We start from the raw sequence: 26,119 nt of genomic DNA, 5'->3' as shown, positions 1-26,119 counted from the left end.
AGCATCACCGGTTTGTCTATCTCGGCGGCCTCCTGGCGGTTGATGTGGATGCTTTCCGCCTCCAGCTGTTTCAGATGCGTCAGTTTGTCGACCATGGCTACTCACGAAAGCTTTCTTATGAACGGCCAGCGGGCCGTGTTCGAGCGGGGAATCCTAGCACAGCGACCTCTTCTAATCAGGACGCCAACTAGATCGAAAGGGTATATGAATATGCCTGCTCGTTTGGGCGCCCAAGGCCCATGCAGGAGCGGCCGAAGGCTGCGATCTGTTGATTTTGTTTTTAAAGATCAAGATCAAAAGATCGCAGCCTTCGGCAGCTCCTACACAGGGAACGGTGTGTCAGATAGGGTTCGGGATGTCGATGAAGATGTGCTCGAGGGCAAAGCGCTTCGCCAGGTACTCGCCCAGCGCCTGCACGCCATAGCGCTCGGTGGCGTGGTGGCCGGCGGCGATGAAACTGATGTCGTTTTCCCGCGCACTGTGAAAAGTCTGCTCGGAAGCCTCGCCACTGATGAACAGATCGACACCCGCCGCCACGCCCTGATCGATATAACCCTGGCCACCACCGGTGCACCAGCCGACGCGACGGATCATGCCGCTGCCTTCGATCAGCAGCGGCTCGCGGCCCATGGCGTCCTGCACCTTGCGCGCGAAGTCCCGGGCAGTCATCGGCTCGTTCAGCGAACCCACCAGACCGACGACTTTCGGATTGCCCGGATCCAGCGGCCCCTCGACGGTGATATCGAGCTGACGCGCCAGTTGCACGTTGTTGCCCACGTCCGGGTGCAGATCCAGCGGCAAGTGATAGGCGAGCAAACTGATGTCGTGCTTGAGCAGGGTTTTCAATCGACGTTGTTTCATCCCGGTGACGCAGGGGTTTTCGCCTTTCCAGAAATAACCGTGGTGGACCAGGATCAGATCAGCCTCGGCTTCGACGGCGGCGTCCAGCAAAGCCTGGCTGGCGGTGACGCCGCTGACGATGCGCATCACCTGCGGGCGGCCTTCGACCTGCAATCCGTTGGGGCAATAATCGGCAATTTTCGCACTGGCCAGGTAACGGTCGGCTTCTTCAACGAGGGTGCTGAGGGCAACGGCCATGAAAGACTCCTAAATATCCCGTTCAGAGGCACGCGCGGCCTCGTATAATGCGCGACATTATGGGCGGTCTGACCTCGCCTGCAACCTTTCCAGGAACGTGCTTAATGCTCAAGGCGCTGCGTTTTTTTGGCTGGCCGCTGTTGGCCGGTGTGCTTATCGCTCTGTTGATTATTCAGCGTTACCCCGAGTGGGTCGGGCTGCCGAGCCTCGACGTCAATCTGCAACAGGCCCCTCAGACCACGATCGTGCAGCAGGGGCCGGTGTCCTATGCGGACGCGGTAGGCATCGCCGCGCCGTCGGTGGTCAACCTGTACACCACAAAGGTCATCAACAAACCGGCGCATCCTTTGTTCGAGGATCCGCAGTTCCGCCGTTTCTTCGGTGACAACTCGCCAAAACAGAAGCGCATGGAATCGAGCCTCGGTTCCGGGGTAATCATGAGCCCGGAAGGCTACATCCTCACCAACAACCACGTCACCAGCGGCGCCGACCAGATTGTCGTGGCACTCAAGGATGGTCGCGAAACACTGGCACGGGTGATCGGCAGCGATCCGGAGACCGACCTTGCGGTGTTGAAGATCGACCTGAAAAACCTGCCGGCGATCACCGTTGGCCGCTCCGACAGCATTCGCATCGGCGACGTTGCGCTGGCCATCGGCAATCCGTTCGGCGTCGGCCAGACTGTGACCATGGGCATCATCAGCGCCACCGGGCGTAACCAGTTGGGCCTGAACAACTACGAAGACTTCATCCAGACCGACGCGGCGATCAACCCGGGCAACTCCGGCGGCGCGCTGGTCGATGCCAACGGCAACCTCACTGGCATCAACACGGCGATCTTTTCCAAGTCCGGCGGCTCGCAAGGCATCGGTTTTGCCATTCCGGTGAAACTGGCGATGGAAGTGATGAAGTCGATCATTGAGCACGGTCAGGTGATTCGCGGCTGGCTGGGCATTGAGGTGCAACCGCTGACTCAGGAACTGGCCGAATCGTTTGGCTTGTCCGGGCGCCCGGGGATTGTCGTCGCCGGAATCTTCCGTGACGGCCCGGCACAGAAGGCCGGCCTGCAACTGGGCGATGTGATTCTGAGCATTGATGGCGAGCCGGCCGGCGATGGTCGCCGTTCGATGAACCAGGTCGCGCGGATCAAACCGACCGACAAGGTGACAATTCAAGTCATGCGCAACGGCAAGGAGCTGAAGCTGACGGCTGAAATCGGTCTGCGGCCCCCGCCGGCACCGGTGAAAGAAAAAGAACAATAAAAATGTTTTCACGCCAGGGGCGCGAATAACAGACATTCTCAACAGGCATGTTATATTGTTTCAATTCTGACAATTGGAACAACATAACATGTCGTCTCGCAAAAAGGCCTCGCTGTTGGGCCTGACTCTGGGTTTGCTCTGCGATCCCGCCTTCGCCGATGAATCACAGGCCGTTGAGCTGGAAGCCATCAGCGTCACCTCCGACTACGAATCACCCATTGGCCCGGTCAGCGGTTATCGCGCGACTCGCTCGGCCAGTGCGACCAAAACCGACACGGCGATTCGCGACATCCCGCAAGCCATCAGCGTGGTTCCGGCCAGCGTGCTCTCGGATCTGGGCAGCACCAGCGTTGAGCGCGCGCTGGATTTCGCCGGCGGTGTATCGAAACAGAACAATTTCGGCGGCCTGACCCTGTACGAATACAGCGTGCGCGGCTTCACCACTTCGGAGTTCTACAAGGACGGCTTCAGCGCCAATCGCGGTTACCCGAGCACGCCGGATGCGGCCAACATCGAGCGCATCGAAGTGCTCAAAGGTCCGGCGGCCAGCCTGTACGGCCGCGGCGATCCCGGCGGTACGGTGAACATCGTCACCAAGAAACCGCAGCGTGAAGCGTTCACCACACTGCAAACCAGCGCCGGCAGTTGGGATCGCTATCGCACTGCGCTGGACGTCAACACGCCCCTCGATGATCAGGGCGATGTGCTTTCGCGCATCAACCTCGCCGTAGAAGACAACAACAGCTTCCGCGATCACGTCGACAGTAAGCGGATCTTCGTCGCGCCCTCGATCAGTTGGCAGTTGAACCCGGATACCTCGCTGCTGGTGGAAAGCGAAATCGTCCGTCACAACTCGACTTTCGATCGTGGCGTAGTGGCGCCGAACAACAAATGGAGCGGCGTATCACGCTCGACCTTCTTGGGCGAACCTGACGACGGCAACATCGACAACCACAACAACCTGCTCCAGGCCACCCTTGAACACCATCTGAACGACAGCTGGAAACTGCGTCTGGCCAGCCACTACAAGGAAGGCAAACTCTGGGGCGACGCTTCGGAACAACGAGCACCGAACGCCGACGGCCACACGGTCAACCGCCGCTTGCGCGAGCGCGATACCAGTTGGCACGACAGCATTACCCAACTGGAACTGCGCGGTCTGGTCGACCTCGGCCCATGGCAGCATGAATTGCTGATCGGCACCGAATACGAGAATTACCGCAAGGACGAACGTGTTACCACCATCGCCGGCGGCCCCTACGCCATCGATATCTATAAACCGGTCTACGGCCAGCCGAAACCCAATGGTGCACGCTCGGGCACCGATTTCTTCGAACACGTCGAAAGTCATGCGCTGAACCTGCAGGACCAGATCATCTTGACCGACAAACTGCGCGGCATGCTTGGCGCGCGCTTCGAGCACTTCGACCAGCGTATCGACGACCACAGCCGCAACGCCAAAAGCCAGCAGCGCCACGACGCCCTCACCCAACGCGCCGGCCTGCTCTATCAACTGACACCGAACACCGGCCTGTTCGCCAACGCCTCGACCTCGTTCAAACCGAACAATGGCCTCGACGCCGCCGGCAAATCCTTCGACCCGGAAGAAGGCGTCGGTTACGAAGTGGGGATCAAGAACGAACTGTTTGATGAGCGCGTGAGCAGCACCCTCGCCTTCTTCCACATCGACAAGGAAAACGTCCTCGCCCTCGACCCGGCCACCGACACCAGTCGCGCCATGGGCAAAGCGCGCAGTCAGGGCTTCGACTGGCAAGTGAGCGGCCAGGTGACCGATGCGGTGCGGGTCATCGGCGCCTTCGCCTACATCGATGCCGAAGTGACCAAGGGCGACGCGACGATCCCCACCGGCAGCCGCATCCTCGGCGTGGCCAAACGCAGTGGCAGCCTGCTCGGGGTGTATGAATTTCAGGATGGCCATCTGCGCGGCTCGGACGTTGGCGCAGCGTTCACTTACGTCGGCGACCGCTCGGGCGAATCCGGCAGCGACTTCGAATTGCCGGCCTATCAGACCGTCGACCTGCTCGCGCACTACAAGGCCAGCGACAACGTCACGGTCGGCCTCAACCTGAACAACCTCTTCGACAAAAAGTATTACGAGCGCTCGTACAGCAACTACTGGGTCAATCCCGGCGAGCCGCGCAACTTCACCGTCAGCCTCACACTCAACCTGTAAAAGGACGTCACCATGCACTACGGCAAAACCCTCGCACTCCTCGCCGCACTGTTCGCCGGGCAGGTTTCGGCCCACGGTTTGTGGACCGAACAGCGGCGCGGCAACATCGAAGTGGTCTACGGCCATGGCGCCGAAGACAACGCGTTCAAGGCGCAGAAAATCAGCGGCGCATGGGCTTATGACACGGTCGGCAAGATGATCCCGGTCAGCGTCGAGCGCCTGGCCGATCATGCCCGGCTGAAACCGTTGAAGCCGCCGGCGGTAATGGCCGTGGCGTTGAACAATGGCATGTGGTCGCAGACGGCGGACAAGAAGTGGATCAATGAAGGGCGCAGCAAAGTGCCTGGCGCCACCGAGGCCACACAGACGTTCAAATACAGCCTGGCGATTTACCAGCCGGGGGCGAAGTTGCCGAAACTTGATCAGATCAAACTGTTGATCCTGCCGGAGGTCGACCCGCTGACGGTAGGGCCGGGCAACTCATTGCCGGTGCGGGTGTTGCTCGATGGCAAACCGGCAGCGGGGGTGAAGTTGATTGGCGACTATCGCAGCGCGCCGAATACGCTGAGCACCGAGACCGACAAGGAGGGGCGTGCGCAAGTGCTGGTGAGAAATGAGGGGTTGAATGTGATTGCGGCGCAGGTTGAGGTGCCGGTGAAGGACAGCGCGGATGTGGACAGTCGAGGGTTGTTCAGTTCACTGACTTTCCTGGGCGAGCCGCATCACGAGTAAGGGTTCGAAAGCGGTGGCGCTCCTTTCGCGAACAAGCCCGCTCCCACACTCAATCGCGGTCCGTCTGAAGAAACGCGATTGAGTGTGGGAGCGGGCTTGCTCGCGAAGGCGATTCAGAGGTCGCCCAGGCCGTCGATCAGCGCCTGATTCTGCTCCGGCGTGCCAATCGAAATGCGCAGGAACTGCGCAATCCGCTCCTGCTTGAAATGCCGCACGATCACGCCCTGCTCGCGCAGTTTTGCCGCCAGCCCCGCCGCGTCATGCTGCGGATGCCGGGCGAAGATGAAGTTTGCCGCTGATGGCAGCACTTCAAAGCCCTTGGCCTGCAACTGCGCCACCACCCATTTGCGGCTCTCGATCACCTGACGACAGGTTTTGTCGAAATACTCGCGATCTTCAAACGCCGCCGCCGCACCGACAATTGCCAAACGATCCAGCGGATAGGAGTTGAAGCTGTTCTTGACCCGCTCCAGCGCCTCGATCAGTTCTGGATGCCCCACCGCCAGACCGACACGCAGGCCGGCCAGCGAGCGTGACTTGGACAGCGTCTGCGTCACCAGCAGGTTCGGATAGCGATCCACCAGACTGATTGCCGTCTCGCCGCCGAAGTCGATGTAGGCCTCATCCACCACTACAACCGAATCCGGGCTGGCCTTGAGGATTTGCTCGACCGCGTCCAGCGCCAGCAGGCAACCGGTCGGGGCGTTCGGGTTAGGGAAAATGACCCCGCCATTGGGTCTGGCGTAATCGGCGGGGTTGATCTGGAACTGCGCATCCAACGGCACCGCATCGAATTCAATGCCATACAACCCGCAGTAAACCGGATAGAAGCTGTAGCTGATGTCCGGGAACAGTAGCGGTTGATCGTGTTGCAGCAGGCCGTGAAAAATGTGCGCGAGCACTTCGTCCGAACCGTTGCCGAGGAACACCTGACTGGTTTGCACGCCGTAGTATTCGGCCACGGCGTTCTTCAGCAGATCACTGTTCGGGTCCGGGTACAGGCGCAGGTTGTCGTTGAGCTCGGCTTGCATCGCCGCCAGCGCTTTGGGCGACGGGCCATATGGATTTTCGTTGGTATTGAGCTTGACCAGTTTGGTCAGCTTCGGCTGTTCGCCCGGCACGTAGGGCACCAGGTCCTTGACGAACGGGCTCCAGAATTTACTCATCGCTCAGTTCCCCTGCCCTTTCAGAAAGTCTTCGTCTTTGATGCGGTATTCGGCGCTGCGTGCGTGGGCGCTCAGCGATTCGCCACGGGCCAGTACCGATGCAGTTTTGCCCAACTCCGAAGCACCGGCCTCGGAACAGAAGATGATCGACGAGCGCTTCTGGAAATCGTAGACACCCAGCGGCGAGGAGAAACGCGCGGTGCCGGAAGTCGGCAACACGTGGTTCGGGCCGGCGCAGTAGTCGCCCAGCGCTTCGGAGGTGTGGCGGCCCATGAAGATCGCACCGGCGTGGCGGATCTGCGGCAGCCAGGCTTGCGGGTCAGCGACCGACAATTCCAGGTGTTCCGGGGCGATGCGGTTGGCGACTTCGATGGCCTGGGCCATGTCGCTCACCTGAATCAGCGCACCACGGCCATTGATCGAAGTTTCGATGATGGTCGCGCGGTCCATGGTCGGCAGCAGTTTGTCGATGCTCGCGGCCACCTTGTCGAGGAACCCGGCGTCCGGGCTGACCAGAATCGCTTGCGCGTCTTCGTCGTGCTCGGCCTGGGAGAACAGATCCATGGCGATCCAGTCCGGATCGGTCTGGCCGTCGCAGACCACAAGAATTTCCGAAGGGCCGGCGATCATGTCGATGCCGACCTGGCCAAACACATGGCGCTTGGCCGTGGCGACATAGATGTTGCCTGGGCCAACCACTTTGTCCACACGCGGCACGCTTTCGGTGCCGTAGGCCAGCGCGGCAACCGCTTGCGCACCGCCGATGGTGAACACGCGATCCACGCCCGCGATGCAGGCAGCGGCCAACACCAATTCATTGATTTCACCGCGCGGGGTGGGCACGACCATGACCACTTCTGTCACGCCGGCGACCTTGGCCGGAATCGCATTCATCAACACCGACGACGGATACGACGCCTTACCACCCGGCACGTACAGACCGGCGCGATCCAGCGGCGTGACCTTCTGGCCAAGCACCGTGCCGTCGGCTTCGGTGTAGCTCCAGGAATCCTGCTTTTGCTTTTCGTGATAGCTGCGCACCCGTGCAGCGGCTTTTTCCAAAGCCTCGCGTTGCGGCGCAGTGATGCGGGTCAGGGCCAGTTCCAGGCGCTCGCGCGGCAGGATCAGGTCAGCCATCGAGGCTACTTCGAGGCCGTCGAATTTCTGGGTGAACTCGACCAGCGCCGCGTCACCGCGCTCGCGCACAGCCTTGATGATGTCCAGCACGCGCTGATTGACCGAGTCGTCAGACACACTTTCCCAGCTCAGCAGATGATCCAGATGATGCGCGAAATCCGGGTCAGCAGCGTTGAGTCGGCGAATTGCAGTCGGTGCGGTCATAGCGAGAGCCTCATAGGAATTGGCAAAAAACTCAGGCGCCCGAAACTAGCATTCGATCCGCTTGGGCACCTGAGAATTCTGGCTATGAGGCGGATAGACGGCGCGGCCTCGGGCCGCGCAGGTAGATCAGCCGCGGTGTCGCGATTCCACTGCGTTGCGCAGGGTGTCGATCAACGCCTGGATTCGGGCGTGCTGCATTTTCATCGAGGCCTTGTTGACCACCAGTCGCGAGCTGATCGTGGCGATCAGTTCCTGGGGCTCCAGGCCATTGGCGCGCAGGGTGTTGCCGGTGTCGACCACGTCGATGATCTTGTCGGCCAGACCAATCAGCGGCGCCAGCTCCATCGAGCCGTACAGCTTGATGATGTCGACCTGGCGGCCCTGCTCGGCGTAGTAACGCTTGGCAACATTGACGAACTTGGTCGCCACACGCAGACGGCCCTTGGGCTCGACCGCGCCGATCTTGCCGGCGGTCATCAGCTTGCACTGAGCAATCTGCAGGTCCAGCGGCTCGTACAGGCCCTGGCCACTGTACTCCATCAGCACGTCCTTACCGGCGACGCCGAGGTCGGCGGCGCCATGCTCGACATAGGTCGGCACGTCGGTGGCACGCACGATCAGCAGACGCACATCGTCCTGGGTCGTGGGGATGATCAGCTTGCGGCTCTTGTCCGGATTCTCGGTCGGCACGATGCCCGCTTCAGCGAGAAGCGGCAGAGTGTCGTCAAGGATGCGGCCCTTGGACAGTGCGATGGTCAACATGGGAAACGTCAGTCCTTATCAAGGTACTCATGCCCGGTCGCAATCGGCGCCGGACACACATCGAGGGTGCGCACACCCTCGACTCGAAACGAATTCAGTGGACACGTCCGTGTGTCCCGATGCAGCGATCAGCCCGGAACTCGACGGATCTTGGCGCCGAGCATCTGCAGTTTTTCTTCGATGCACTCGTAACCACGGTCTATGTGGTAGATGCGGTCGATCAGCGTGTCGCCTTCGGCAACCAGTGCCGAGATCACCAGGCTGGCCGAAGCCCGCAGGTCGGTCGCCATCACAGGCGCGCCCTTGAGGATTTCGGTACCGGTGACGATCGCGGTGTTGCCTTCGACCTGGATCTTGGCGCCCATGCGGTGCAATTCGTACACGTGCATGAAGCGGTTTTCGAAGATCGTCTCGATCACCGCACCGGTGCCTTCGGCAATGGCGTTGAGCGAAATGAACTGCGCCTGCATGTCGGTCGGGAACGCCGGGTACGGCGCAGTGCGCACGTTGACCGCTTTCGGGCGCTTGCCGTGCATGTTCAGCTCGATCCAGTCTTCACCGCAGGTGATTTCCGCGCCGGCTTCACGCAGCTTTTCCAGCACCGCTTCGAGGATGGTCGGATCGGTGTCCTTGACCTTGACGCGGCCACCGGTCACGGCAGCGGCGACCAGATAGGTGCCGGTTTCGATACGGTCAGGCATGACCTTGTAGAAAGCCGAACCCAGACGCTCGACGCCGTCGATGGTGATGGTGTCGGTGCCGGCGCCGGAAACCTTGGCGCCCATGGCGTTGAGGAAGTTCGCCAGGTCGACCACTTCAGGCTCGCGCGCGGCGTTCTGCAGCACGCTGCGGCCTTTGGCCAGTGCTGCGGCCATCATGATGTTTTCGGTACCGGTCACACTGACGGTATCGAAGAAGAAGTGCGCGCCGCGCAAGCCACCTTCAGGCGCCTTGGCCTTGATGTAGCCGCCTTCTACGTCGATGACCGCGCCCATGGCTTCCAGACCGCGGATGTGGAGGTCGACCGGACGCGAACCGATGGCGCAGCCGCCAGGCAATGCGACTTCCGCTTCACCGAAACGGGCAACCATCGGGCCCAGTACCAGAATCGACGCACGCATGGTTTTCACCAGTTCGTACGGCGCGATCAGGGTCTTGATGGTGCGCGGGTCGATTTCGACGCTGAGCTTCTCGTCGATCACAGGCTCAATGCCCATACGCCCGAACAGCTCGATCATGGTGGTGATGTCGTGCAGGTGCGGCAGGTTACCAACGGTGACCGGGCCATCGCACAGCAAGGTCGCGGCCAGAATCGGCAGAGCGGAGTTCTTCGCGCCGGAAATGCGGATCTCGCCATCAAGACGAGCGCCACCGGTAATAATCAATTTATCCATTAGTATCTCGACGCCCTAGGGCTCAGGTGCGCTCGGCCCAGGCCGCGCTGCTGAAAAATTTCATAGTGACCGCATGGATGCTGCCATCGGTGATCCATGGGTTCAAATGGGCATAGACCTGCTGCTGACGCTTCACCGGGCTCAACGCCGCCAGTTCATCGCTAATCACGTTCAGCTGGAAGTTGCAGCCTTCGCCTTCAACTTCTACCAGCGTTCCTGGCAGCTTTCCTTCAAGGAAGCTCTTCACTTCTACGGCCTGCATGCTCAACCTCAATCGGCGCCCTGTGCGCACGGGTCGGACATCATACAAAAAAGCCCCGCGCCTGCGAACCCCGCAACGCAGGACTCTGACGGGGGGCTTCTTTACAGATGATGGTTCAGGGGTGCGCCAACAGCTCGGTCAATTCGCTGACCTGAGCGATTTCGCGCATGTCTTCCGGCATTGCGCGGATGCTGACGGCCTTGCCGGCTGCCTGCGCATCACGCATGAAGCACAGCAGCAACGACAGGCCGACACTGCTGGACTTCTGTACCGCCGAACAATCGATGACCAGCGCCGACGCCTTGCTCGACTTGATCAGCGCCTGCCCTTCCTTGCGCAGGTCGGGTCCGGTGCGATAGTCCAGCACGCCGCTGAGCACCAGCTCGTCGACATCACTCATACGAACTGCCGCCTCACTCATTGCGCTGGCTTCGCGGTGGCTTTGTCGGTTTCCTGCTTGGCCTTGGCCACTTCACCGGCCCAGCCATCGATGGTCTTGTCCAGATCGTTGCCATTGCGCTGCATGGCGTCGGCGAACTGGTCACGGAACAGTTTGCCGATGTTGATACCGTTGATGATCACGTTGCGCAACTTCCACTCGCCGCCGATCTTTTCAAGGGTGTACTGCACCGGATAGATCGCCCCGTTGCTGCCCTTGACGGTCATGTTGACGCTGGTGCGGTCGCCCGATTCGTCTTTGGCCGGGTCAACGGTGATGCCCTGGTTGTTGTACTCCAGCAGCGCGTTGCCGTAGAACTGGAACAGGCCGCGCTTGAAGTTTTCCTGAAAGCGCTGCATCTGTGCAGGCGTGGCCTTGCGCGAATACTTCACGGTCATGATGCTTTTGGAGATGCCCTCGGCATCCACCACCGGGCCGACAATGTTGTTCAGTGCCGCATAGAAATCCTGCGGATCCTGCTTGTACTTCTCTTTGTTGGCCTGCAAGTCGGCAAGCATCCGGTTCGTGGTGTCCTGAATCAGGTCATGAGCCGATTGCCCCGGTGCAGCGTTAGCCATCAACGGCAGGGCCGCGAGCAACACCAACAGGCCACGTCGCAAGATAGAGATCATTCAAAAGCTCCTCATTTGGCGTCTTTGCTAACGGTATTGAGCAGGAATTTACCGATCAGGTCTTCCAGTACCAGTGACGACTGCGTGTCATGGATGGTTCCACCGTCTTTCAACTGAGTGTCTTCACCGCCGACGCTGATACCGATGTATTTCTCGCCCAGCAGACCCGCGGTGAGGATAGACGCTGTGGAATCGACCGGCAGGTTGTCGACCTTTTTATCCACTTGCAGCGTGACCCGACCGGTGAAGCTGTCGCGATCCAGATCGATTGCCGTGACCTTGCCGATGGTCACACCGGCCATGGTCACTTTGGCTCTGACCGTCAGACCGGCGATATTGTCGAAATACGCATACAACTTGTAGGTGTCGGTGGACGCAGTCGGAGACAGGCCGCTGACGCGCAAGGCGAGCAGCAGCAAAGCCAGGATCCCTGCCAGCAGGAACAGGCCGACACCGATTTCCAGGGTGCGGTTTTGCATCAGAAATCTCCAAACATCAAAGCGGTCAGAATAAAGTCCAGGCCGAGCACTGCCAGCGAGGCAAACACCACGGTCTTGGTGGTAGCACGACTGATCCCTTCGGAAGTGGGCTCACAGTCATAGCCTTGGAATACGGCGATCCAGGTGACGACAAAGGCGAAAACGACGCTTTTGATCACGCCATTGAGCACGTCGCTGGTGAAGGTCACGCTGTTCTGCATGTTCGCCCAGTACGAGCCTTCGTAGACGCCCAGCCAGTCGACCGCGACCCAGGAACCGCCCCAGATGCCGACGACGCTGAAGATCATCGCCAGCACCGGCAGGGAAATGAAGCCGGCCCACAGGCGCGGGGCAATGATGTACTTGAGCGGATCGACACCGATCATTTCCAGACTGGATAACTGTTCGGTGGATTTCATGTTGCCGATCTCGGCGGTCAGCGCCGAACCGGCCCGACCGGCAAACAGCAGTGCCGTGACCACCGGCCCCAGTTCACGCAGCAACGTCAGGGCGACCATCTGCCCCACCGCCTGCTCTGAACCATAGCTGGAAAGGATGCTGAAGCCCTGCAGCGCGAGAACCATGCCGATGAAAATGCCGGAGACCACGATGATCACCAGCGACATGACGCCAACCGAGTGCAGCTGCTTGACCAACAGACCGAAACCACCGCTGGTACCGCCACGCCCCAACAGGGCATGAAACAGGAACAGGGTCGCTCGACCAAACACCGCGACCGCGTCGATCGCCGATTCGCCGAACCGACGCACGCGTTCCATCAATGAAATTCTGCGCATCAGCGCTTCCCCAGAAGATCTGCGCGGTAATCCGTCGCTGGAAAATGGTACGGCACCGGGCCATCGGGATCACCGGTCATGAACTGGCGGATACGCGGCTCATCCGAATTCATCAGTTCATCCGGTGTGCCCTGTCCCAGTACCTGACCATCGCCCACTATATAGATGTAGTCGGCAATGCTCGCGGTCTCCGCCAGATCATGGGACACCACGATACTGGTGATTCCCAGTGCATCGTTAAGCAGGCGGATCAGGCGCACCAACACGCCCATGGCGATCGGATCCTGACCCACGAAAGGCTCGTCGTACATGAGAATCTGCGGATCGAGGGCAATCGCCCGGGCCAGGGCCACGCGGCGCTTCATGCCGCCGGACAGTTCGTCCGGCATCAGCTCGATGGCGCCACGCAGCCCCACCGCCTGCAACTTCAGCAGGACGATGTCACGGATCATGTCCTCCGGCAGTTGGGTATGAACCCGCAGCGGGAAGGCCACGTTCTCGAACACATCAAGATCGGTGAACAGCGCACCGCTCTGAAACAGTACGCCCATGTGTTTGCGCGCATCGAACAGATCACTGCGCGACAGCGTCGGCAGGTTCTGCCCGTTGACCCAGACTTCGCCGCTGGACGGCCGCAACTGCGCGCCCATCAGGCGCAGCAGCGTGGTCTTGCCGCAGCCGGAAGGCCCCATGATGCCGGTGACCTTGCCGCGCGGGATGCGGATATCGACGTTATTGAAAATGCTCCGCGCACCGCGCTTGAAGGAGACTCCCTTCAGCTCGACCGCGTAGGCGTTATCGGCACTCATCTAAACTCCTTGCGATGCAGCCTCTCACTGGGATGCCAGACTTTCCTAGGAAACACCTGCATCCCGGGCAGGCCGAACTGGCGGCGAACTATATCACTGCAATGGCTGAGCGCCCAAGCGAGAAGCCGGGCACAGTCGCCGACAGAATTAAGGTGGGAGCGACTTTCGGAGGGTTTTGGTAACCAGTGATGACAAAGCACGACGAACTTGCGTGAGGCTTTGCCACATAACCGCTATAATCGCCGCCTTTTCATCGGCCCATACGATTCTGACATGAGCAAAACCCGCGACCTGATTCAATCGGCACAACGCACCATCCGCCTCGAAGTGGAAGCCGTCCAAGGCTTGATGGCCCATATCGACGCCGATTTCGTACGCGCTTGCGAGATGATTCTGGCGAGCAAGGGTCGTGTGGTCGTAGTCGGCATGGGCAAATCCGGGCACATCGGCAACAAGATCGCCGCCACCCTGGCCAGCACCGGCACCCCGGCGTTTTTCGTGCATCCGGCGGAAGCCAGCCACGGTGACATGGGCATGATCACCCGCGACGACGTCATTCTGGCCCTGTCGAACTCTGGCTCGACCAACGAAATCATCACGCTGCTGCCCTTGATCAAACGCCTGGGCATCCAGCTGATCAGCGTTACCGGCAACCCGCAGTCGCCACTGGCGAAGGCTGCGGAGGTCAATCTCAACGTGCATGTCGAGCACGAAGCCTGCCCGCTGAACCTGGCCCCGACGTCCTCGACCACCGCTGCACTGGTGATGGGTGATGCCTTGGCTGTTGCCTTGCTGGAAGCACGCGGTTTTACCGCCGAAGATTTTGCGTTCTCGCATCCGGGCGGCGCACTTGGCCGACGCCTGTTGCTGAAAGTGGAAAACGTCATGCACGCCGGAGAGCAACTGCCGCAGGTACAACGCGGCACCCTGCTCAAGGATGCGTTGATGGAAATGACCCGCAAGGGCCTCGGCATGACCGCTATCCTTGAAGCCGACGGCAAACTCGCCGGGATCTTCACCGACGGTGATCTGCGCCGCACCCTGGATCGCACCATCGACATTCGCAACGCCACCATCGACGAAGTGATGACCGCACACGGCAAGACCGCGCGGCCCGACATGCTTGCCGCTGAAGCCTTGAAAATCATGGAAGACCATCGAATCAGCGCCCTGGTAGTCGTCGACGAGGAGGATCGCCCGATCGGCGCCTTCAACCTCTCCGATCTGCTGCGCGCAGGAGTCATGTAATGAGCAACGATCTGCTGCAACGCGGCAAAGCGATCAAACTGGCAGTCTTTGACGTCGACGGTGTGCTCACCGACGGCCGCCTGTACTTCCTCGAAGACGGCAGCGAGTTCAAGACCTTCAACACCCTCGACGGCCAGGGCATCAAGATGCTGATGAATGCCGGCGTGCAAACCGCGATCATCAGCGGACGCAAGACCCCGGTGGTCGAGCGGCGCGCGAAGAACCTCGGTATTCCGCACCTGTTCCAGGGGCGCGAAGACAAATTGGTGGTACTCGACGGTTTGCTCGCACAACTGGGCCTAAGCTATGAAGAAGTCGCCTACCTTGGTGACGACCTGCCAGACTTGCCGGTGATTCGCCGCGTAGGGCTGGGCATGGCGGTGGCCAACGCTGCCGAATTTGTCCGCGAGCACGCCCACGGCGTTACCCGCGCCCGTGGCGGCGAAGGTGCCGCCCGCGAGTTTTGCGAATTGATCCTGCGCGCCCAGGGCCGCCTCGAAGCGGCCAACGCCGCGTATCTGTGAGCCTGACCATGTTTAGCAAAAAGTTTCGCAATTTCCTGCTGTTCGGCTGCATTGCGGCGATCTTCGCTGCCGTGGGCTATTGGAACATCAGCCCGGAACGCTTCCTCGACAAGCCACCGGTCTCGACCGCCGAAAATCCGATCGATTGGTACGCGACCAACACGCACACCATTCAGTACCTGCCCGACGGCAAGGTGCAGTACGAGATGACCTCAGACAAGGCCGAGCACGTCAAGGCCACCGACATTACGCTGGTGACCAAACCTGATCTGAACATGTATCGCGGAACCGACTTCCCATGGCACGTAACCAGCGAGCGCGGCGAAGTGAACTCCGGCGGCACCGAAGTGGAATTGATCGATTCGGTGCGCGTACAACGCACCGATGAGAAACAGCGCGGCACCCTGATCACCAGCACCCGCATGACCGTGTTCCCGCAGCAAGAATATGCGCAGACCGCGCAACCCGTTAGAATCGAGGGCGCTGGCGGCGTATCGACTGGCGTCGGAATGAAAGCGTACCTGAAGGACAGCAGGATACACCTGCAATCGAACGTAAGAGGACAGTATGAGGCTCGTTAAAACCCTCCCTATTTTGCTCAGTCTGGGCGCAGCACTGGGAAGCGCGAGCGCCTGGTCCCTGCCGAACGATCAGCAGCAACCTATCCGCATTCAGGCCGACGACGCCCAACTCGACGACAAGAATGGCATCGCCACCTATAAAGGTGACGTGATCATCACCCAGGGCTCGATGATCGTTAAAGGCAACACCGTGACGATGACTCGCGCGCCCAATGGCGACATCGACGTGGTGACCTCGGTGGGCAACCTGGCTTACTTCGAGCAGTTGCAGACGCAGGGCGACGCCAAGCCCGTTCAAGGCTACGGCGTGACGATTCAATACCACGCTCAGCAAAACCGTGTGGTGCTGATCGACAAGGCCAAGGTCGTCGACAAGGACGGCAACGTCACCCAAGGCGAAAAAATCGTCTATGACACCGTGAAAAAACTGGCCAGCGCCGGTCGCGCCACGGGCAGCAAGGTCACCGAAGCGCGTCCGCGCATCGATATGGTGATCCAGCCGAAGAAGAAAACCGAAGAGAAATCCCAGTAATGGCAACTCTGAAAGCTCAGCACCTGGCCAAGGCCTATAAAAGCCGCCAGGTCGTGCGTGACGTCAGCCTGTCGATCGACAGCGGGCAGATCGTCGGCTTGCTCGGCCCCAACGGCGCCGGCAAGACCACGTGCTTCTACATGATCGTCGGCCTGGTGCAGGCCGATCAGGGCCGCGTGCTGATCGATGATCTGGACGTCAGCCACCAGCCAATGCACGGCCGCGCCAAGGCCGGTATCGGCTATCTGCCGCAAGAAGCGTCGATCTTCCGCAAACTGTCGGTTGCCGACAACATCATGGCGATCCTCGAGACCCGCCCGGAGCTCGACAAGGCCGGTCGCCGCAAGGAGCTGGAAAGCCTGCTGCAGGAATTCCACATCAGCCACATCCGCGACAACCTCGGCATGAGCCTGTCCGGCGGCGAGCGCCGTCGGGTGGAAATCGCCCGAGCCTTGGCCACTGCGCCAAAATTCATTCTGCTCGACGAACCGTTCGCGGGTGTCGACCCAATCTCGGTCGGCGACATCAAGCAGATCATCCACCACCTCAAGGCCAAAGGCATCGGTGTGCTGATCACCGACCACAACGTCCGCGAGACCCTGGATATCTGCGAGACCGCTTACATCGTGAACGACGGTCAACTGATCGCTGAAGGCGATGCCGAGACCATCCTGGCCAACGATCTGGTCAAGGAAGTGTATCTGGGTCACGAGTTCCGCCTGTAAGCGCGACAGCGCTGTATCGATTCAAGGCGCATTTATCCGCTTTAATTGTTACAGCGCTCTAGGCAAACACTTCAGTTTCAGGCATATAATTTGCTTAAGTTTGGCGCTTCGGCGCCCTGTAGTGGATGGCGCAAAGCGCCGGCGAATAAGGTGTTAAGCCCCTGCCATGAAACCATCGCTAGTCTTGAGAATGGGCCAGCAGCTGACGATGACACCGCAGCTGCAACAGGCCATCCGCCTGCTCCAATTGTCGACCTTGGACCTGCAACAGGAGATCCAGGAGGCTCTGGAATCCAATCCGATGCTCGAGCGCCAGGAAGAAGGCGACGACTTCGACAACGCCGATCCTCTGGCCGACAACGCCGAACAGAAACCCGCCGAAATCCAGGAACCTTCCTATCAGGAAGCCGCTCCGACGGTGGATAACCTCGAGGATGGCGAATGGAACGAACGCATCCCCAATGAACTGCCCGTGGATACGGCATGGGAAGATGTCTATCAGACCAGCGCCAGCAGCCTGCCCAGCAGCGATGACGACGAATGGGATTTCACCACCCGCACCTCCGCCGGCGAAAGCCTGCAGAGCCACCTGCTCTGGCAACTGAACCTGGCGCCGATGTCCGACACCGATCGCCTGATCGCCGTCACTCTGATCGACTGCATCAATAATCAGGGCTATCTGGACGAAACACTCGAAGAAATTCTTGAAGCGTTCGATCCGGAACTGGACATCGAACTCGACGAGATCGAAGCCGTCCTGCATCGCATCCAGCAATTTGAGCCCGCCGGGATCGGCGCGCGCAACCTCAGCGAATGCCTGCTTTTGCAACTGCGCCAGTTGCCGGCCAAAACACCGTGGCTGGCCGAGGCCAAGCGCCTCGTCGCCGATTACATCGACCTGCTCGGCAGCCGCGATTACAGCCAGTTGATGCGCCGCATGAAGCTCAAGGAAGACGAACTGCGCCAGGTCATCGAGCTGGTGCAGAGCCTTAATCCGCGCCCGGGCTCGCAGATCGAGTCGACCGAAGCCGAATACGTCATTCCTGACGTGATCGTGCGCAAGGACAACGAACGCTGGCTGGTTGAGCTGAACCAGGAATCGGTGCCACGCTTGCGCGTCAACGCCCAGTACGCCGGTTTCGTCAAACGCGCCGACACCAGCGCCGACAACACCTTCATGCGCAATCAGTTGCAGGAAGCCCGCTGGTTCATCAAGAGCCTGCAGAGCCGCAATGAAACCCTGATGAAAGTAGCCACGCAGATCGTCGAGCATCAGCGCGGTTTTCTGGAGTACGGCGACGAAGCGATGAAGCCGTTGGTATTGCATGACATCGCCGAAGCAGTCGGCATGCACGAATCGACGATTTCCCGGGTGACTACGCAAAAATTCATGCATACCCCGCGCGGTATCTATGAACTCAAATACTTTTTCTCCAGCCACGTCAGCACCTCCGAAGGCGGCGAATGCTCGTCCACGGCGATCCGCGCGATCATCAAGAAACTGGTCGCTGCGGAAAATCAGAAAAAGCCGTTGAGTGACAGCAAGATCGCTGGTTTACTGGAGGCACAAGGCATTCAGGTGGCTCGCCGCACCGTCGCCAAGTACCGCGAATCCCTCGGAATCGCGCCTTCGAGCGAACGCAAGCGGTTGATGTAAGCCACGTTACAGCGTTCCAGTGGCAGGCTTTTCGGCCTGCCGCTTTATGCACTGGCAACGAAGGAGAAGCTGTATGCAAGTCAACATCAGTGGACACCAACTGGAAGTGACCCAACCTCTGCGTTCCTACATCGAGGAAAAACTCCAACGACTGGAGCGACATTTCGACAAGATCACCAACGTGCAGGTGACGATGTGTGTCGAAAAACTGAAGCAGAAGATCGAAGCCACCTTGCATATCCCCGGCAGCGAAGTGGTCGCCAACGCAGAAGATACTGACATGTACGCTGCGATCGACTCACTCACCGACAAGCTGGATCGCCAACTCAAAAAGCATAAGGAAAAGACCCAGAGCCTCCTACAGGGCGCGACCGGTCGTTAACACCCCTATCCCATGATCCGACTTGAAACCATCCTGACCCCCGGCCGTTCCCAGGTGAACGCGCCGGGCGGCAGCAAGAAAAAAGCCCTCGAACACATTGCCAACCTGATCCACCGCGAAGTGCCGGATCTGGCGATGCAGGATGTTTTCGAGGCGTTGATCGCCCGTGAAAAACTCGGCTCCACCGGTTTTGGTAACGGCATCGCCATTCCCCACTGCCGCCTCAAGGGCTGCACGGCGCCAGTCAGTGCGCTGCTGCACCTTGAAGCTCCAATCGATTTCGACGCCATCGACGGCGCCCCGGTTGACCTGCTGTTCGTGCTGCTGGTCCCGGAGGCCGCGACCGACGCGCATCTGGAGTTGTTGCGCCAGATCGCGAGCATGCTTGATCGCAAGGAAGTGCGCGAAAAGCTGCGCAGCGCCGCGAGCAACGAAGCCTTGTACCAGGTTGTACTGGACGAGCAGAACGGGCACTAATCATGCGTTTGATCATCGTCAGTGGCCGTTCGGGATCGGGTAAAAGTACCGCCCTGAACGTCCTTGAGGACAACGGCTACTACTGCATCGACAACCTGCCGGCCGGTTTGCTGCCGGAACTGGCCGAGCGGGCGTTGATCCATACCGAGCTGGCGCAGCCGCTGGTGGCCGTGTCGATCGATGCGCGCAACCTGCCGAGCCATCTGTCACGCTTCCCCGAACTGCTCGAAGACGTCCGCGCCAAGCATATCAAGTGCGATGTGCTGTATCTGGACGCCGACGAAGAAACCCTGCTCAAGCGTTTTTCCGAGACCCGTCGTCGTCACCCGCTCAGCAATGCCAATCGCTCACTGGCCGAAGCCATCCACGATGAAACCGCCCTGCTCGGCCCGATCGCCGATCTGGCCGACCTGAAAATCAACACCACCAGCCTGAATCTGTATCAACTGCGCGACACCCTCAAGTTACGGCTGTTGAATCAGCCGGAGCCCGGCACTGCGTTTCTGGTTGAATCGTTCGGCTTCAAACGTGGCATGCCGGTCGACGCCGACCTGGTGTTCGATGTGCGTTGCCTGCCCAATCCGTACTGGAAACCGGAGCTGCGCGCGCAATCCGGCCTCGATGCACCGGTGGCCGAGTACCTGGCGCAGCAGCCGGATGTCGAAGAAATGTATCAGGACATCTTCGCTTACCTGAACAAGTGGCTGCCACGTTTCGCCGCCAGCAATCGCGCCTACGTCACCATTGCCATTGGCTGCACCGGCGGACACCACCGCTCCGTCTACCTGACCGAACGCCTGGGCCAGGCCCTGCAGAAAACCCTCAAGAACGTCCAGGTTCGCCACCGCGACCTCACCTAAAGGACTCACATCGCGATGCCTGCTCGTGAAATCGAAATCATCAACAAGCTGGGTCTGCACGCCCGGGCATCGGCCAAATTTGTCGGCGTGGCCGGCAAGTTTCCCGAGACGACGATAAGAGTGGGTCGCACGCCCGAGACCACAGTGGACGGTAAAAGCATCATGGCAATGATGATGCTTGCAGCGGGCAAAGGCACCAAAATCCACTTGAGCACCGAAGGCGCACAGGCTGAAGAGGCCATGGACGCCTTGGTGGAGCTGATCAACAACTACTTCGACGAAGGCGGCTGACCGCCGAACATCAAAAAATCGCAGCCTGCGGCAGCGCCTGCAGGGAGGCACATTCCAGATGCAGGCGCTGCCGAAGGCTGCGATCTTTTGACCTTCTTAACCCAGCGCCGTGTCCATCGCCATCATCAGACAAAACCCGATCAACAAGCCAAGACTGGCCAGCTTGTCATGGCCATGCCTACGCGACTCGGGAATCACCTCGTGAGTCACCACCAGCAACATTGCCCCCGCAGCCAGCGCCAATCCCAAAGGCAACAACACCTGGGCCAGACTCACCAGCCACGCACATAACAGCGCAAACACCGGTTCCACCACCCCCGACGCCGCGCCGATCAGAAACGCTCTGACCCGTGACATTCCTGCGCCGGCCAGCACCAGCGCAATCACCAGACCCTCCGGCACATCCTGCAAGGCGATGCCCATCGCCAGGCTGTCGGCATCCGCCATCCCGCCACCTGCAGACACGCCAACCGCCATGCCTTCCGGTATGTTGTGCGCAATGATGGCGAAAACGAACAGCCAGATTCGTGGTGGAATCACCGGATGTTCCGGCGTGCCGACGAGCATCTCCGGCGAGGCACCGGACACCCTGCGATCCACCAGATACAGGCCGAACGCGCCAAACAGGATGCCGAAGCAGATCAGACTACTGGCAGCCCACGGCGTCAGGCCAAGACTCTCAGCTGCCGCAATGCCCGGCACGATCAACGAAAATGCCGTCGCCGCCAGCATCACTCCGGCACCAAATCCCAGCAAGGTGTCGCTGAGTGCTTGCGGCATGCGGCGGATCACCAGCACCGGCACCGCGCCCAGCGCCGTGCCCAAGGCGCAGATGGCACCGCCCTGCAGCGCCCGCAACAGCCGTGGTACCAGATTCAGCCAGTGCAAACCGTGGGCAACCAGCAAACTCATTCCCGCCAACAGCAACAGCGAACCCGCCGCGTAACGAAACATGCGCCCGCTGCCAATCGCCAGTGTTTCCGTGCCCATATTCGGCCCTGATCGTTTTTATTGCAGGCTTAGACCAGTGCGGCTTGATAGCGCGCAGCGACTTCCGGCCAGTTGATCACGTTATAGAACGCGTTGATGTATTCCGGGCGACGGTTCTGGTAGCGCAGGTAGTAGGCGTGCTCCCAGACGTCGAGGCCAAGGATTGGTGTGTTGCCGTGCATCAACGGGCTGTCCTGGTTGCCGCTGCTTTCCACGATGAGCTTTTTCTGCGCAGTCACGCTGAGCCAGGCCCAGCCGCTGCCGAACCGGGTCAGCGCGGCCTTGGTGAACGCTTCCTTGAAACGCTCGAGTCCGCCCAGTTGTTCGTCGATGGCCCTGGCCAGCTCGCCGTCAGGCTTGCCGCCACCGTTGGGCACCATCACTTCCCAGAACAGCGAGTGATTGGCATGGCCGCCGCCCTGATTGATCACCGCCGCGCGAAGGTTTTCCGGCAGTTGCTGAACGCTGGCGACGAGTTTTTCCACCGGCCACTCGGCGAATTCTGTGCCTTGCACGGCAGCGTTGAGGTTGTTGATGTAGGTCTGGTGATGCTTGGTGTAATGGATCTCCATGGTCTGCGCATCGATGTGCGGCTCGAGAGCATCGTAGGCGTAAGGCAAGGCAGGCAAGGTAAAAGCCATTTCAATGGACTCCATGCTGATGGGTGACTGTGGCGCGGCGGGCAATGCCGGTATCCGGGCGCAGCAGACGCTGGGTGCGTGGGTACTCGCCGTGCTCGCTGATGAAATTCAACAGCTCGACATAGGTCTTACTGCTCTGGCGCAACGCCGCTTCACGCAGGGCTGGACGCAAGCGTTCGTCCTGCATGGTCTGCAACAGTCGCTGGTGGATGGCGCAAAGATATTCGGCGCTCTCCTCCGGTTGGTTCAGGCGCAGATGCAGGTCGGCGAGGTTGTGATGAGAGACGACACACGCCGCCACCGCTTCGTCGGCGTCCGCCCAGCGCTCGAACAACACTTGCGCCAGCGCCAGGGCTTGCAGGTAAGCCTCGCGGGCGTCGATCAATTCGCCCAGCATGAAGCAGCGATTGGCCCGTTCGATCGTGCGTTTCCAGTGCTCCATGGTGAGCCTCCAAAACGGTTGCGGGGTTTACACGCCGCCAGCGGTGAGTTTCTCGGGATTGAGCAGCTCTTGCAGTTGGCTGCGTGACAGATCGGTGTGTTCCAGCGCGACGTCGATCACCGCACGGCCTTCCTTGTAGGCCTGCTTGGCGATTTCGGCGGCTTTCTGGTAACCGATGATGGGGTTGAGCGCGGTGACCAGAATCGGATTGCGCGCCAGTGCTTCTTGCAAACGCGATTCGTTGACCTTGAAAGTAGCGACTGCCTTGTCACCTAAAAGGCGACTGGCGTTGGCCAGCAGCTCGATGCTGCTCAGCAGGTTCTGCGCGATGATCGGCAGCATCACGTTCAGTTCGAAATTGCCGGATTGCCCGGCGACGGTGATCACCGAGTCGTTGCCGATCACTTGCGCGGCGACCATCGCGGTGGCTTCCGGGATCACCGGGTTGACCTTGCCGGGCATGATCGACGAACCCGGTTGCAGCGCTTGCAGTTCAATCTCGCCAAGACCGGCCAGCGGCCCGGAGTTCATCCAGCGCAGGTCGTTAGCGATTTTCATCAGCGACACGGCGGTGGCCTTGAGTTGGCCGGAGACGGCGACGGCGGTGTCCTGCGAGCCGATCAGCGCGAACAGATCCTTGCCGGGGGTGAACTGAACGTCAGTCAGTTGGCTCAGGTGCCGACTGAATCGCGCGGCGAATTCCGGATGCGCATTGATCCCGGTGCCGACTGCGGTGCCTCCCTGCGCCAGCGCTTGCAGGCTTGGCAGCAGATCCTGCAGATGCCCGATATTGGCCTTGAGCTGCTGCGCCCAGCCGTTGAGCACCTGGCTCATGCGCACCGGCATCGCGTCCATCAGATGGGTGCGCCCGGTCTTCACATGATGATGCACCTGACCGGCCTTGCGCTCGATGACCTGTACCAGATGCAATAGCGCCGGCAGCAGTTGTTCATGCAGCGCCAGCGCGGCGCTGACGTGGATGGTGGTCGGAATGATGTCGTTGCTGCTTTGCCCGCAGTTGACGTGATCGTTGGCGTTGACCGACTCGCCGAGCATGCGGCTGGCCAGCGTGGCGATGACTTCGTTGGCGTTCATGTTCGAGCTGGTGCCGGACCCGGTCTGGAAAATATCCACCGGGAAATGCTGCATGAAATCGCCTTCGAGCAGACCTTGCGCGGCATCGCTGATGGCTTTGCCCTGTGCCGCGCTGATCTGGTTCAGCTCAACGTTGGCCCGGGCAGCGGCGGCTTTGGCGAGGATCAGCGCGCGGATGAATTGCGTCGGCATCGGTTTGCCGCTGATCGGGAAGTTGTCAACGGCGCGCTGGGTCTGCGCGCCATAGAGCGCGTCGATCGGCACCTGCAGTTCGCCCATGCTGTCGCGCTCAATACGTGTCTTGGTCATTGGAGTGTCCTTGCAGCAAATCAATGAGAGGAATCGACGGTTGCAACTCGCAAGCGGCGAGCTGCCAGGTGTAGCGTTGCCAGCGCCGCAAGCGGCATTGGCACAGCGCCAGGCGCTCCATCTCACGCAATGGGCGCCAGGCTTGATCGAGACAGACACTGCGCCAGTGCCACGGCAACGCGATATCAGTGGCGGTATCGAGCAACAGACGGAAAGATGTTTGGGCGACGGTCCAGGGCGAAGTGGCCGTGCAACAGGACAGATAGCGTCCTTCAGCGAGGTAATGTTCGATCAAGCGCGGTTCGTCAGGATCCAGCGCGCAACGGATCTGGCGGCTCATCCAGCGCCAGCTTTCGAGGTAGGGCTGCTCGTGCAAGGCAGAACTCATGATCCGGGACTCGTTCGGAGATGAGATTCATTATTAGATGATAATGAGAACCAAAACAAGAGTTGCCTTTGTGGGCAAACGGGCTTGCTCACCAATGCGCTGTGTCAGCCAGAGATGTTGTGATTGAAAGACCATATTCGCGAGCAACCCCGCTCCCACAGCGGGTTTTTTGTCCGGCATGAAAAAGGCGCGACATCCGGGTGGATGGCGCGCCTTTTTGTAACGGCTGCGGGCTTAGCTGCCCGCGACAGTCATCCGCTCGATCAACACCGACCCGGTGCGAATGTTGCTGCGCAGCTCCAGATCATTACCGACGGCAACGATCTGCTTGAACATGTCGCGCATGTTGCCGGCGATGGTCACTTCCTGCACAGCGAACTGGATCTCGCCATTCTCGATCCAGAAACCCGCCGCGCCACGCGAATAGTCGCCGGTGACCATGTTCAGACCATGGCCCATCAGCTCGGTAACCAGCAGACCCCGGCCCATGCGTTTCAACAGCGCCGCCTGGTCTTCATCGCCATGGGTGACGAACAGGTTGTGCACGCCACCCGCGTTGGCAGTGCTCGGCATGCCCAGTTTACGGCCTGAATAGGTGCCGAGGATGTACGAGACCAACTCGCCCTTTTCGACGAACGGTTTCGCGTAAGTGGCCAGGCCGTCACCGTCGTAGGATGCACTGCCCATCGCGCGCATCAGATGCGGACGCTCATCGATAGTCAGCCATTCCGGGAACAGCTTCTGGCCCAGCGTGCCTTCGAGAAACGACGATTTGCGATACAAACTGCCACCCGACACCGCCGAGAGGAAGCTGCCGAACAGACCGCCCGCCAGCTCAGCGGAAAACAGCACCGGCACCTCGCAGGTCGGCACCGGACGCGCACCCAGACGGCTGGCTGCACGTTGCGCGGCACGCTGGCCGATGCTCACCGGATCGGCGAGCAGACTGCCCTGGCGATTGACGTCGTACCAGTAATCACGCTGCATCTGGCCGTCGGCTTCGGCGATCATTACGCAACTCAGGCTGTGCCGGGTCGAAGCGTAACCACCGATGAAGCCGTGGCTGTTGCCGTACACGCGGCAGCCCTGATGGGTGCTGAGGGTGGTGCCGTCGGCGTTCTTGATCCGCGCATCGGCGTCAAACGCCGCTGCCTCGCAGAGCAAGGCTTTCTCGATGGCTTGCTCCGGGGTTATGTCCCATTCATGGAACAGGTCGAAATCCTGCACATCCTTGGCCATCAACGCCGCATCGGCCAGACCCGAGGCTTCGTCCTCGGAAGTGTGTTTGGCGATGGCCAGTGCCGCCGCGACGGTTTCACGAATCGCCTCCGGCCCGGTCGCCGAGGTGCTGGCCGAGCCCTTGCGCTGGCCGACGTACAAGGTGATGCCAAAGCCCTGATAACGGTTGAACTCGACCGTTTCGACTTCACGCTGGCGCACCGACGTCGACAAACCCTGCTCCAGCGACACCGCGACTTCGCAGGCGCTGGCGCCCTGACGCTTGGCTTCGGCGATGATCTGCTCGACCTGTTCTTGCAGTGCCGGCAATGCCTGCGGGCCGACGCTTTGAACTGCACTCATGCTCATCTCCACTCAAATTCTGCTTTCGG

At 60.2% G+C, this 26,119-nt stretch carries 30 protein-coding genes and 1 pseudogene; 13 read left to right on the top strand and 18 right to left on the bottom strand.

Annotation, left to right across the window (positions count from 1 at the left end; genetic code table 11):
• A pseudogene (locus ACIGDJ_RS26205) lies at positions 1-95 on the bottom strand (sulfate adenylyltransferase small subunit); the annotation flags it as partial.
• A 244-nt stretch (positions 96-339) separates the two neighbouring features.
• Positions 340-1,098: a Nif3-like dinuclear metal center hexameric protein gene (locus tag ACIGDJ_RS26200; protein WP_101159257.1), complete on the bottom strand. Its 759-nt coding sequence runs from the start codon at positions 1,096-1,098 to the stop codon at positions 340-342.
• A 104-nt stretch (positions 1,099-1,202) separates the two neighbouring features.
• Here ACIGDJ_RS26200 and algW point away from each other — a divergent pair, with 104 nt between their 5' ends.
• The 3 genes from algW (at position 1,203) to ACIGDJ_RS26185 (ending at position 5,286) form a co-directional block, all read left to right on the top strand.
• The gene (algW, locus tag ACIGDJ_RS26195; RefSeq protein ID WP_101159256.1) at positions 1,203-2,360 is read left to right on the top strand and encodes a Do family serine endopeptidase AlgW; all 1,158 of its coding nucleotides are present in this window, start codon (positions 1,203-1,205) and stop codon (positions 2,358-2,360) included.
• 88 nt (positions 2,361-2,448) lie between these two features.
• Entirely contained in the window at positions 2,449-4,554 is a 2,106-nt protein-coding gene (locus ACIGDJ_RS26190) for a TonB-dependent siderophore receptor (RefSeq protein WP_397480017.1), read from the top strand.
• A gap of 12 nt (positions 4,555-4,566) precedes the next feature.
• Positions 4,567-5,286, top strand: a complete 720-nt coding sequence (locus tag ACIGDJ_RS26185; RefSeq protein WP_101159254.1) for a DUF4198 domain-containing protein — start codon at positions 4,567-4,569, stop codon at positions 5,284-5,286.
• Positions 5,287-5,399: 113 nt separating this feature from the next.
• Here the strand turns inward: ACIGDJ_RS26185 and hisC are convergent, their stop codons facing one another.
• The 10 genes from hisC to ACIGDJ_RS26135 form a co-directional block, all read right to left on the bottom strand.
• Entirely contained in the window at positions 5,400-6,452 is a 1,053-nt protein-coding gene (gene hisC / locus ACIGDJ_RS26180; protein ID WP_101159253.1) for a histidinol-phosphate transaminase, read from the bottom strand.
• A 3-nt stretch (positions 6,453-6,455) separates the two neighbouring features.
• Positions 6,456-7,793: a histidinol dehydrogenase gene (hisD, locus tag ACIGDJ_RS26175; RefSeq protein ID WP_397480016.1), complete on the bottom strand. Its 1,338-nt coding sequence runs from the start codon at positions 7,791-7,793 to the stop codon at positions 6,456-6,458.
• A 126-nt stretch (positions 7,794-7,919) separates the two neighbouring features.
• Positions 7,920-8,555: an ATP phosphoribosyltransferase gene (hisG, locus tag ACIGDJ_RS26170; RefSeq protein WP_095180378.1), complete on the bottom strand. Its 636-nt coding sequence runs from the start codon at positions 8,553-8,555 to the stop codon at positions 7,920-7,922.
• Between the two features lie 128 nt (positions 8,556-8,683).
• Positions 8,684-9,949, bottom strand: a complete 1,266-nt coding sequence (gene murA / locus ACIGDJ_RS26165; RefSeq protein WP_101159251.1) for a UDP-N-acetylglucosamine 1-carboxyvinyltransferase — start codon at positions 9,947-9,949, stop codon at positions 8,684-8,686.
• Between the two features lie 22 nt (positions 9,950-9,971).
• A complete protein-coding gene (locus tag ACIGDJ_RS26160; RefSeq protein WP_008085051.1) occupies positions 9,972-10,211 on the bottom strand; it encodes a BolA family protein in 240 nt (79 codons plus the stop codon).
• 115 nt (positions 10,212-10,326) lie between these two features.
• Complete coding sequence (locus ACIGDJ_RS26155; RefSeq protein WP_039759362.1) at positions 10,327-10,632, bottom strand: lipid asymmetry maintenance protein MlaB; 306 nt, start codon at positions 10,630-10,632, stop codon at positions 10,327-10,329.
• On the bottom strand, positions 10,629-11,282 hold the full coding sequence (locus ACIGDJ_RS26150) for an ABC transporter substrate-binding protein (protein WP_312995181.1): 654 nt from the start codon (positions 11,280-11,282) through the stop codon (positions 10,629-10,631). Before ACIGDJ_RS26150 ends, ACIGDJ_RS26155 begins: the two co-directional genes overlap by 4 nt.
• Positions 11,283-11,293: 11 nt before the next feature.
• A complete protein-coding gene (gene mlaD, locus ACIGDJ_RS26145; protein ID WP_093104671.1) occupies positions 11,294-11,761 on the bottom strand; it encodes an outer membrane lipid asymmetry maintenance protein MlaD in 468 nt (155 codons plus the stop codon).
• Positions 11,761-12,558: a lipid asymmetry maintenance ABC transporter permease subunit MlaE gene (gene mlaE, locus ACIGDJ_RS26140; RefSeq protein ID WP_101159249.1), complete on the bottom strand. Its 798-nt coding sequence runs from the start codon at positions 12,556-12,558 to the stop codon at positions 11,761-11,763. The genes mlaD and mlaE overlap by 1 nt, the downstream gene beginning before the upstream one ends.
• The gene (locus ACIGDJ_RS26135) at positions 12,558-13,367 is read right to left on the bottom strand and encodes an ATP-binding cassette domain-containing protein (protein ID WP_101159248.1); all 810 of its coding nucleotides are present in this window, start codon (positions 13,365-13,367) and stop codon (positions 12,558-12,560) included. The genes mlaE and ACIGDJ_RS26135 overlap by 1 nt, the downstream gene beginning before the upstream one ends.
• Positions 13,368-13,640: 273 nt before the next feature.
• On the opposite strand from ACIGDJ_RS26135, the gene ACIGDJ_RS26130 reads away from it, so the two are divergent.
• The 10 genes from ACIGDJ_RS26130 to ACIGDJ_RS26085 all read left to right on the top strand — a co-directional run bounded on the left by ACIGDJ_RS26130 (position 13,641) and on the right by ACIGDJ_RS26085 (position 20,644).
• Positions 13,641-14,615 carry a KpsF/GutQ family sugar-phosphate isomerase gene (locus ACIGDJ_RS26130; protein WP_101159247.1) on the top strand — a complete coding sequence of 325 codons (975 nt, stop codon included), beginning with the start codon at positions 13,641-13,643 and terminating at the stop codon, positions 14,613-14,615.
• A complete protein-coding gene (locus tag ACIGDJ_RS26125) occupies positions 14,615-15,139 on the top strand; it encodes an HAD family hydrolase (protein WP_101159246.1) in 525 nt (174 codons plus the stop codon). The genes ACIGDJ_RS26130 and ACIGDJ_RS26125 overlap by 1 nt, the downstream gene beginning before the upstream one ends.
• An 8-nt stretch (positions 15,140-15,147) precedes the next feature.
• Positions 15,148-15,720 (top strand): LPS export ABC transporter periplasmic protein LptC, encoded by a 573-nt coding sequence (gene lptC, locus ACIGDJ_RS26120; RefSeq protein WP_133334732.1) that lies wholly within the window; start codon positions 15,148-15,150, stop codon positions 15,718-15,720.
• Positions 15,707-16,252 (top strand): lipopolysaccharide transport periplasmic protein LptA, encoded by a 546-nt coding sequence (gene lptA / locus ACIGDJ_RS26115; RefSeq protein ID WP_039759374.1) that lies wholly within the window; start codon positions 15,707-15,709, stop codon positions 16,250-16,252. The genes lptC and lptA overlap by 14 nt, the downstream gene beginning before the upstream one ends.
• Positions 16,252-16,977 carry an LPS export ABC transporter ATP-binding protein gene (lptB, locus tag ACIGDJ_RS26110; RefSeq protein WP_024011621.1) on the top strand — a complete coding sequence of 242 codons (726 nt, stop codon included), beginning with the start codon at positions 16,252-16,254 and terminating at the stop codon, positions 16,975-16,977. Before lptA ends, lptB begins: the two co-directional genes overlap by 1 nt.
• A 166-nt stretch (positions 16,978-17,143) precedes the next feature.
• Positions 17,144-18,634, top strand: a complete 1,491-nt coding sequence (locus ACIGDJ_RS26105) for an RNA polymerase factor sigma-54 (protein ID WP_101159245.1) — start codon at positions 17,144-17,146, stop codon at positions 18,632-18,634.
• A 73-nt stretch (positions 18,635-18,707) separates the two neighbouring features.
• The gene (gene hpf, locus ACIGDJ_RS26100; protein ID WP_007912419.1) at positions 18,708-19,016 is read left to right on the top strand and encodes a ribosome hibernation-promoting factor, HPF/YfiA family; all 309 of its coding nucleotides are present in this window, start codon (positions 18,708-18,710) and stop codon (positions 19,014-19,016) included.
• Between the two features lie 12 nt (positions 19,017-19,028).
• Complete coding sequence (gene ptsN, locus ACIGDJ_RS26095) at positions 19,029-19,493, top strand: PTS IIA-like nitrogen regulatory protein PtsN (protein ID WP_130910549.1); 465 nt, start codon at positions 19,029-19,031, stop codon at positions 19,491-19,493.
• A 2-nt stretch (positions 19,494-19,495) separates the two neighbouring features.
• Positions 19,496-20,353, top strand: coding sequence for an RNase adapter RapZ (gene rapZ, locus ACIGDJ_RS26090; RefSeq protein ID WP_101159244.1), 858 nt, complete (start codon positions 19,496-19,498; stop codon positions 20,351-20,353).
• A gap of 15 nt (positions 20,354-20,368) precedes the next feature.
• Complete coding sequence (locus ACIGDJ_RS26085) at positions 20,369-20,644, top strand: HPr family phosphocarrier protein (protein ID WP_101159243.1); 276 nt, start codon at positions 20,369-20,371, stop codon at positions 20,642-20,644.
• 96 nt (positions 20,645-20,740) lie between these two features.
• Here ACIGDJ_RS26085 and ACIGDJ_RS26080 read toward each other — a convergent pair whose 3' ends face one another.
• The 6 genes from ACIGDJ_RS26080 to pmbA all read right to left on the bottom strand — a co-directional run bounded on the left by ACIGDJ_RS26080 (position 20,741) and on the right by pmbA (position 26,096).
• Positions 20,741-21,634 (bottom strand): ZIP family metal transporter, encoded by an 894-nt coding sequence (locus ACIGDJ_RS26080; RefSeq protein ID WP_397480015.1) that lies wholly within the window; start codon positions 21,632-21,634, stop codon positions 20,741-20,743.
• 29 nt (positions 21,635-21,663) lie between these two features.
• Positions 21,664-22,275 carry a superoxide dismutase gene (locus ACIGDJ_RS26075; RefSeq protein ID WP_101159241.1) on the bottom strand — a complete coding sequence of 204 codons (612 nt, stop codon included), beginning with the start codon at positions 22,273-22,275 and terminating at the stop codon, positions 21,664-21,666.
• Between the two features lies 1 nt (position 22,276).
• Positions 22,277-22,717: a hypothetical protein gene (locus ACIGDJ_RS26070; RefSeq protein WP_101159240.1), complete on the bottom strand. Its 441-nt coding sequence runs from the start codon at positions 22,715-22,717 to the stop codon at positions 22,277-22,279.
• A gap of 27 nt (positions 22,718-22,744) precedes the next feature.
• Complete coding sequence (locus tag ACIGDJ_RS26065; RefSeq protein WP_101159239.1) at positions 22,745-24,121, bottom strand: aspartate ammonia-lyase; 1,377 nt, start codon at positions 24,119-24,121, stop codon at positions 22,745-22,747.
• On the bottom strand, positions 24,102-24,509 hold the full coding sequence (locus ACIGDJ_RS26060; protein ID WP_101159238.1) for a FagA protein: 408 nt from the start codon (positions 24,507-24,509) through the stop codon (positions 24,102-24,104). Before ACIGDJ_RS26060 ends, ACIGDJ_RS26065 begins: the two co-directional genes overlap by 20 nt.
• A gap of 234 nt (positions 24,510-24,743) precedes the next feature.
• A complete protein-coding gene (pmbA, locus tag ACIGDJ_RS26055) occupies positions 24,744-26,096 on the bottom strand; it encodes a metalloprotease PmbA (RefSeq protein WP_397480014.1) in 1,353 nt (450 codons plus the stop codon).
• Between the last annotated feature and the right edge of the window lie 23 nt (positions 26,097-26,119).

This window comes from Pseudomonas sp. NPDC079367 (assembly GCF_044542195.1).
GTDB lineage: Bacteria > Pseudomonadota > Gammaproteobacteria > Pseudomonadales > Pseudomonadaceae > Aquipseudomonas.
The sequence above is the reverse complement of the archived record's forward strand: the minus strand, read 5'-3'. Positions and strand labels throughout refer to the sequence as shown.

What these genes read in the sequence shown, in the direction of transcription:
- ACIGDJ_RS26200 (WP_101159257.1), bottom strand. Translation starts at nt 1,098, where the DNA reads ATGGCCGTTGCCCTCAGCACCCTCGTTGAAGAAGCCGACCGTTACCTG.
- algW (WP_101159256.1), top strand. Translation starts at nt 1,203, where the DNA reads ATGCTCAAGGCGCTGCGTTTTTTTGGCTGGCCGCTGTTGGCCGGTGTG.
- ACIGDJ_RS26190 (WP_397480017.1), top strand. Translation starts at nt 2,449, where the DNA reads ATGTCGTCTCGCAAAAAGGCCTCGCTGTTGGGCCTGACTCTGGGTTTG.
- ACIGDJ_RS26185 (WP_101159254.1), top strand. Translation starts at nt 4,567, where the DNA reads ATGCACTACGGCAAAACCCTCGCACTCCTCGCCGCACTGTTCGCCGGG.
- hisC (WP_101159253.1), bottom strand. Translation starts at nt 6,452, where the DNA reads ATGAGTAAATTCTGGAGCCCGTTCGTCAAGGACCTGGTGCCCTACGTG.
- hisD (WP_397480016.1), bottom strand. Translation starts at nt 7,793, where the DNA reads ATGACCGCACCGACTGCAATTCGCCGACTCAACGCTGCTGACCCGGAT.
- hisG (WP_095180378.1), bottom strand. Translation starts at nt 8,555, where the DNA reads ATGTTGACCATCGCACTGTCCAAGGGCCGCATCCTTGACGACACTCTG.
- murA (WP_101159251.1), bottom strand. Translation starts at nt 9,949, where the DNA reads ATGGATAAATTGATTATTACCGGTGGCGCTCGTCTTGATGGCGAGATC.
- ACIGDJ_RS26160 (WP_008085051.1), bottom strand. Translation starts at nt 10,211, where the DNA reads ATGCAGGCCGTAGAAGTGAAGAGCTTCCTTGAAGGAAAGCTGCCAGGA.
- ACIGDJ_RS26155 (WP_039759362.1), bottom strand. Translation starts at nt 10,632, where the DNA reads ATGAGTGAGGCGGCAGTTCGTATGAGTGATGTCGACGAGCTGGTGCTC.
- ACIGDJ_RS26150 (WP_312995181.1), bottom strand. Translation starts at nt 11,282, where the DNA reads ATGATCTCTATCTTGCGACGTGGCCTGTTGGTGTTGCTCGCGGCCCTG.
- mlaD (WP_093104671.1), bottom strand. Translation starts at nt 11,761, where the DNA reads ATGCAAAACCGCACCCTGGAAATCGGTGTCGGCCTGTTCCTGCTGGCA.
- mlaE (WP_101159249.1), bottom strand. Translation starts at nt 12,558, where the DNA reads ATGCGCAGAATTTCATTGATGGAACGCGTGCGTCGGTTCGGCGAATCG.
- ACIGDJ_RS26135 (WP_101159248.1), bottom strand. Translation starts at nt 13,367, where the DNA reads ATGAGTGCCGATAACGCCTACGCGGTCGAGCTGAAGGGAGTCTCCTTC.
- ACIGDJ_RS26130 (WP_101159247.1), top strand. Translation starts at nt 13,641, where the DNA reads ATGAGCAAAACCCGCGACCTGATTCAATCGGCACAACGCACCATCCGC.
- ACIGDJ_RS26125 (WP_101159246.1), top strand. Translation starts at nt 14,615, where the DNA reads ATGAGCAACGATCTGCTGCAACGCGGCAAAGCGATCAAACTGGCAGTC.
- lptC (WP_133334732.1), top strand. Translation starts at nt 15,148, where the DNA reads ATGTTTAGCAAAAAGTTTCGCAATTTCCTGCTGTTCGGCTGCATTGCG.
- lptA (WP_039759374.1), top strand. Translation starts at nt 15,707, where the DNA reads ATGAGGCTCGTTAAAACCCTCCCTATTTTGCTCAGTCTGGGCGCAGCA.
- lptB (WP_024011621.1), top strand. Translation starts at nt 16,252, where the DNA reads ATGGCAACTCTGAAAGCTCAGCACCTGGCCAAGGCCTATAAAAGCCGC.
- ACIGDJ_RS26105 (WP_101159245.1), top strand. Translation starts at nt 17,144, where the DNA reads ATGAAACCATCGCTAGTCTTGAGAATGGGCCAGCAGCTGACGATGACA.
- hpf (WP_007912419.1), top strand. Translation starts at nt 18,708, where the DNA reads ATGCAAGTCAACATCAGTGGACACCAACTGGAAGTGACCCAACCTCTG.
- ptsN (WP_130910549.1), top strand. Translation starts at nt 19,029, where the DNA reads ATGATCCGACTTGAAACCATCCTGACCCCCGGCCGTTCCCAGGTGAAC.
- rapZ (WP_101159244.1), top strand. Translation starts at nt 19,496, where the DNA reads ATGCGTTTGATCATCGTCAGTGGCCGTTCGGGATCGGGTAAAAGTACC.
- ACIGDJ_RS26085 (WP_101159243.1), top strand. Translation starts at nt 20,369, where the DNA reads ATGCCTGCTCGTGAAATCGAAATCATCAACAAGCTGGGTCTGCACGCC.
- ACIGDJ_RS26080 (WP_397480015.1), bottom strand. Translation starts at nt 21,634, where the DNA reads ATGGGCACGGAAACACTGGCGATTGGCAGCGGGCGCATGTTTCGTTAC.
- ACIGDJ_RS26075 (WP_101159241.1), bottom strand. Translation starts at nt 22,275, where the DNA reads ATGGCTTTTACCTTGCCTGCCTTGCCTTACGCCTACGATGCTCTCGAG.
- ACIGDJ_RS26070 (WP_101159240.1), bottom strand. Translation starts at nt 22,717, where the DNA reads ATGGAGCACTGGAAACGCACGATCGAACGGGCCAATCGCTGCTTCATG.
- ACIGDJ_RS26065 (WP_101159239.1), bottom strand. Translation starts at nt 24,121, where the DNA reads ATGACCAAGACACGTATTGAGCGCGACAGCATGGGCGAACTGCAGGTG.
- ACIGDJ_RS26060 (WP_101159238.1), bottom strand. Translation starts at nt 24,509, where the DNA reads ATGAGTTCTGCCTTGCACGAGCAGCCCTACCTCGAAAGCTGGCGCTGG.
- pmbA (WP_397480014.1), bottom strand. Translation starts at nt 26,096, where the DNA reads ATGAGCATGAGTGCAGTTCAAAGCGTCGGCCCGCAGGCATTGCCGGCA.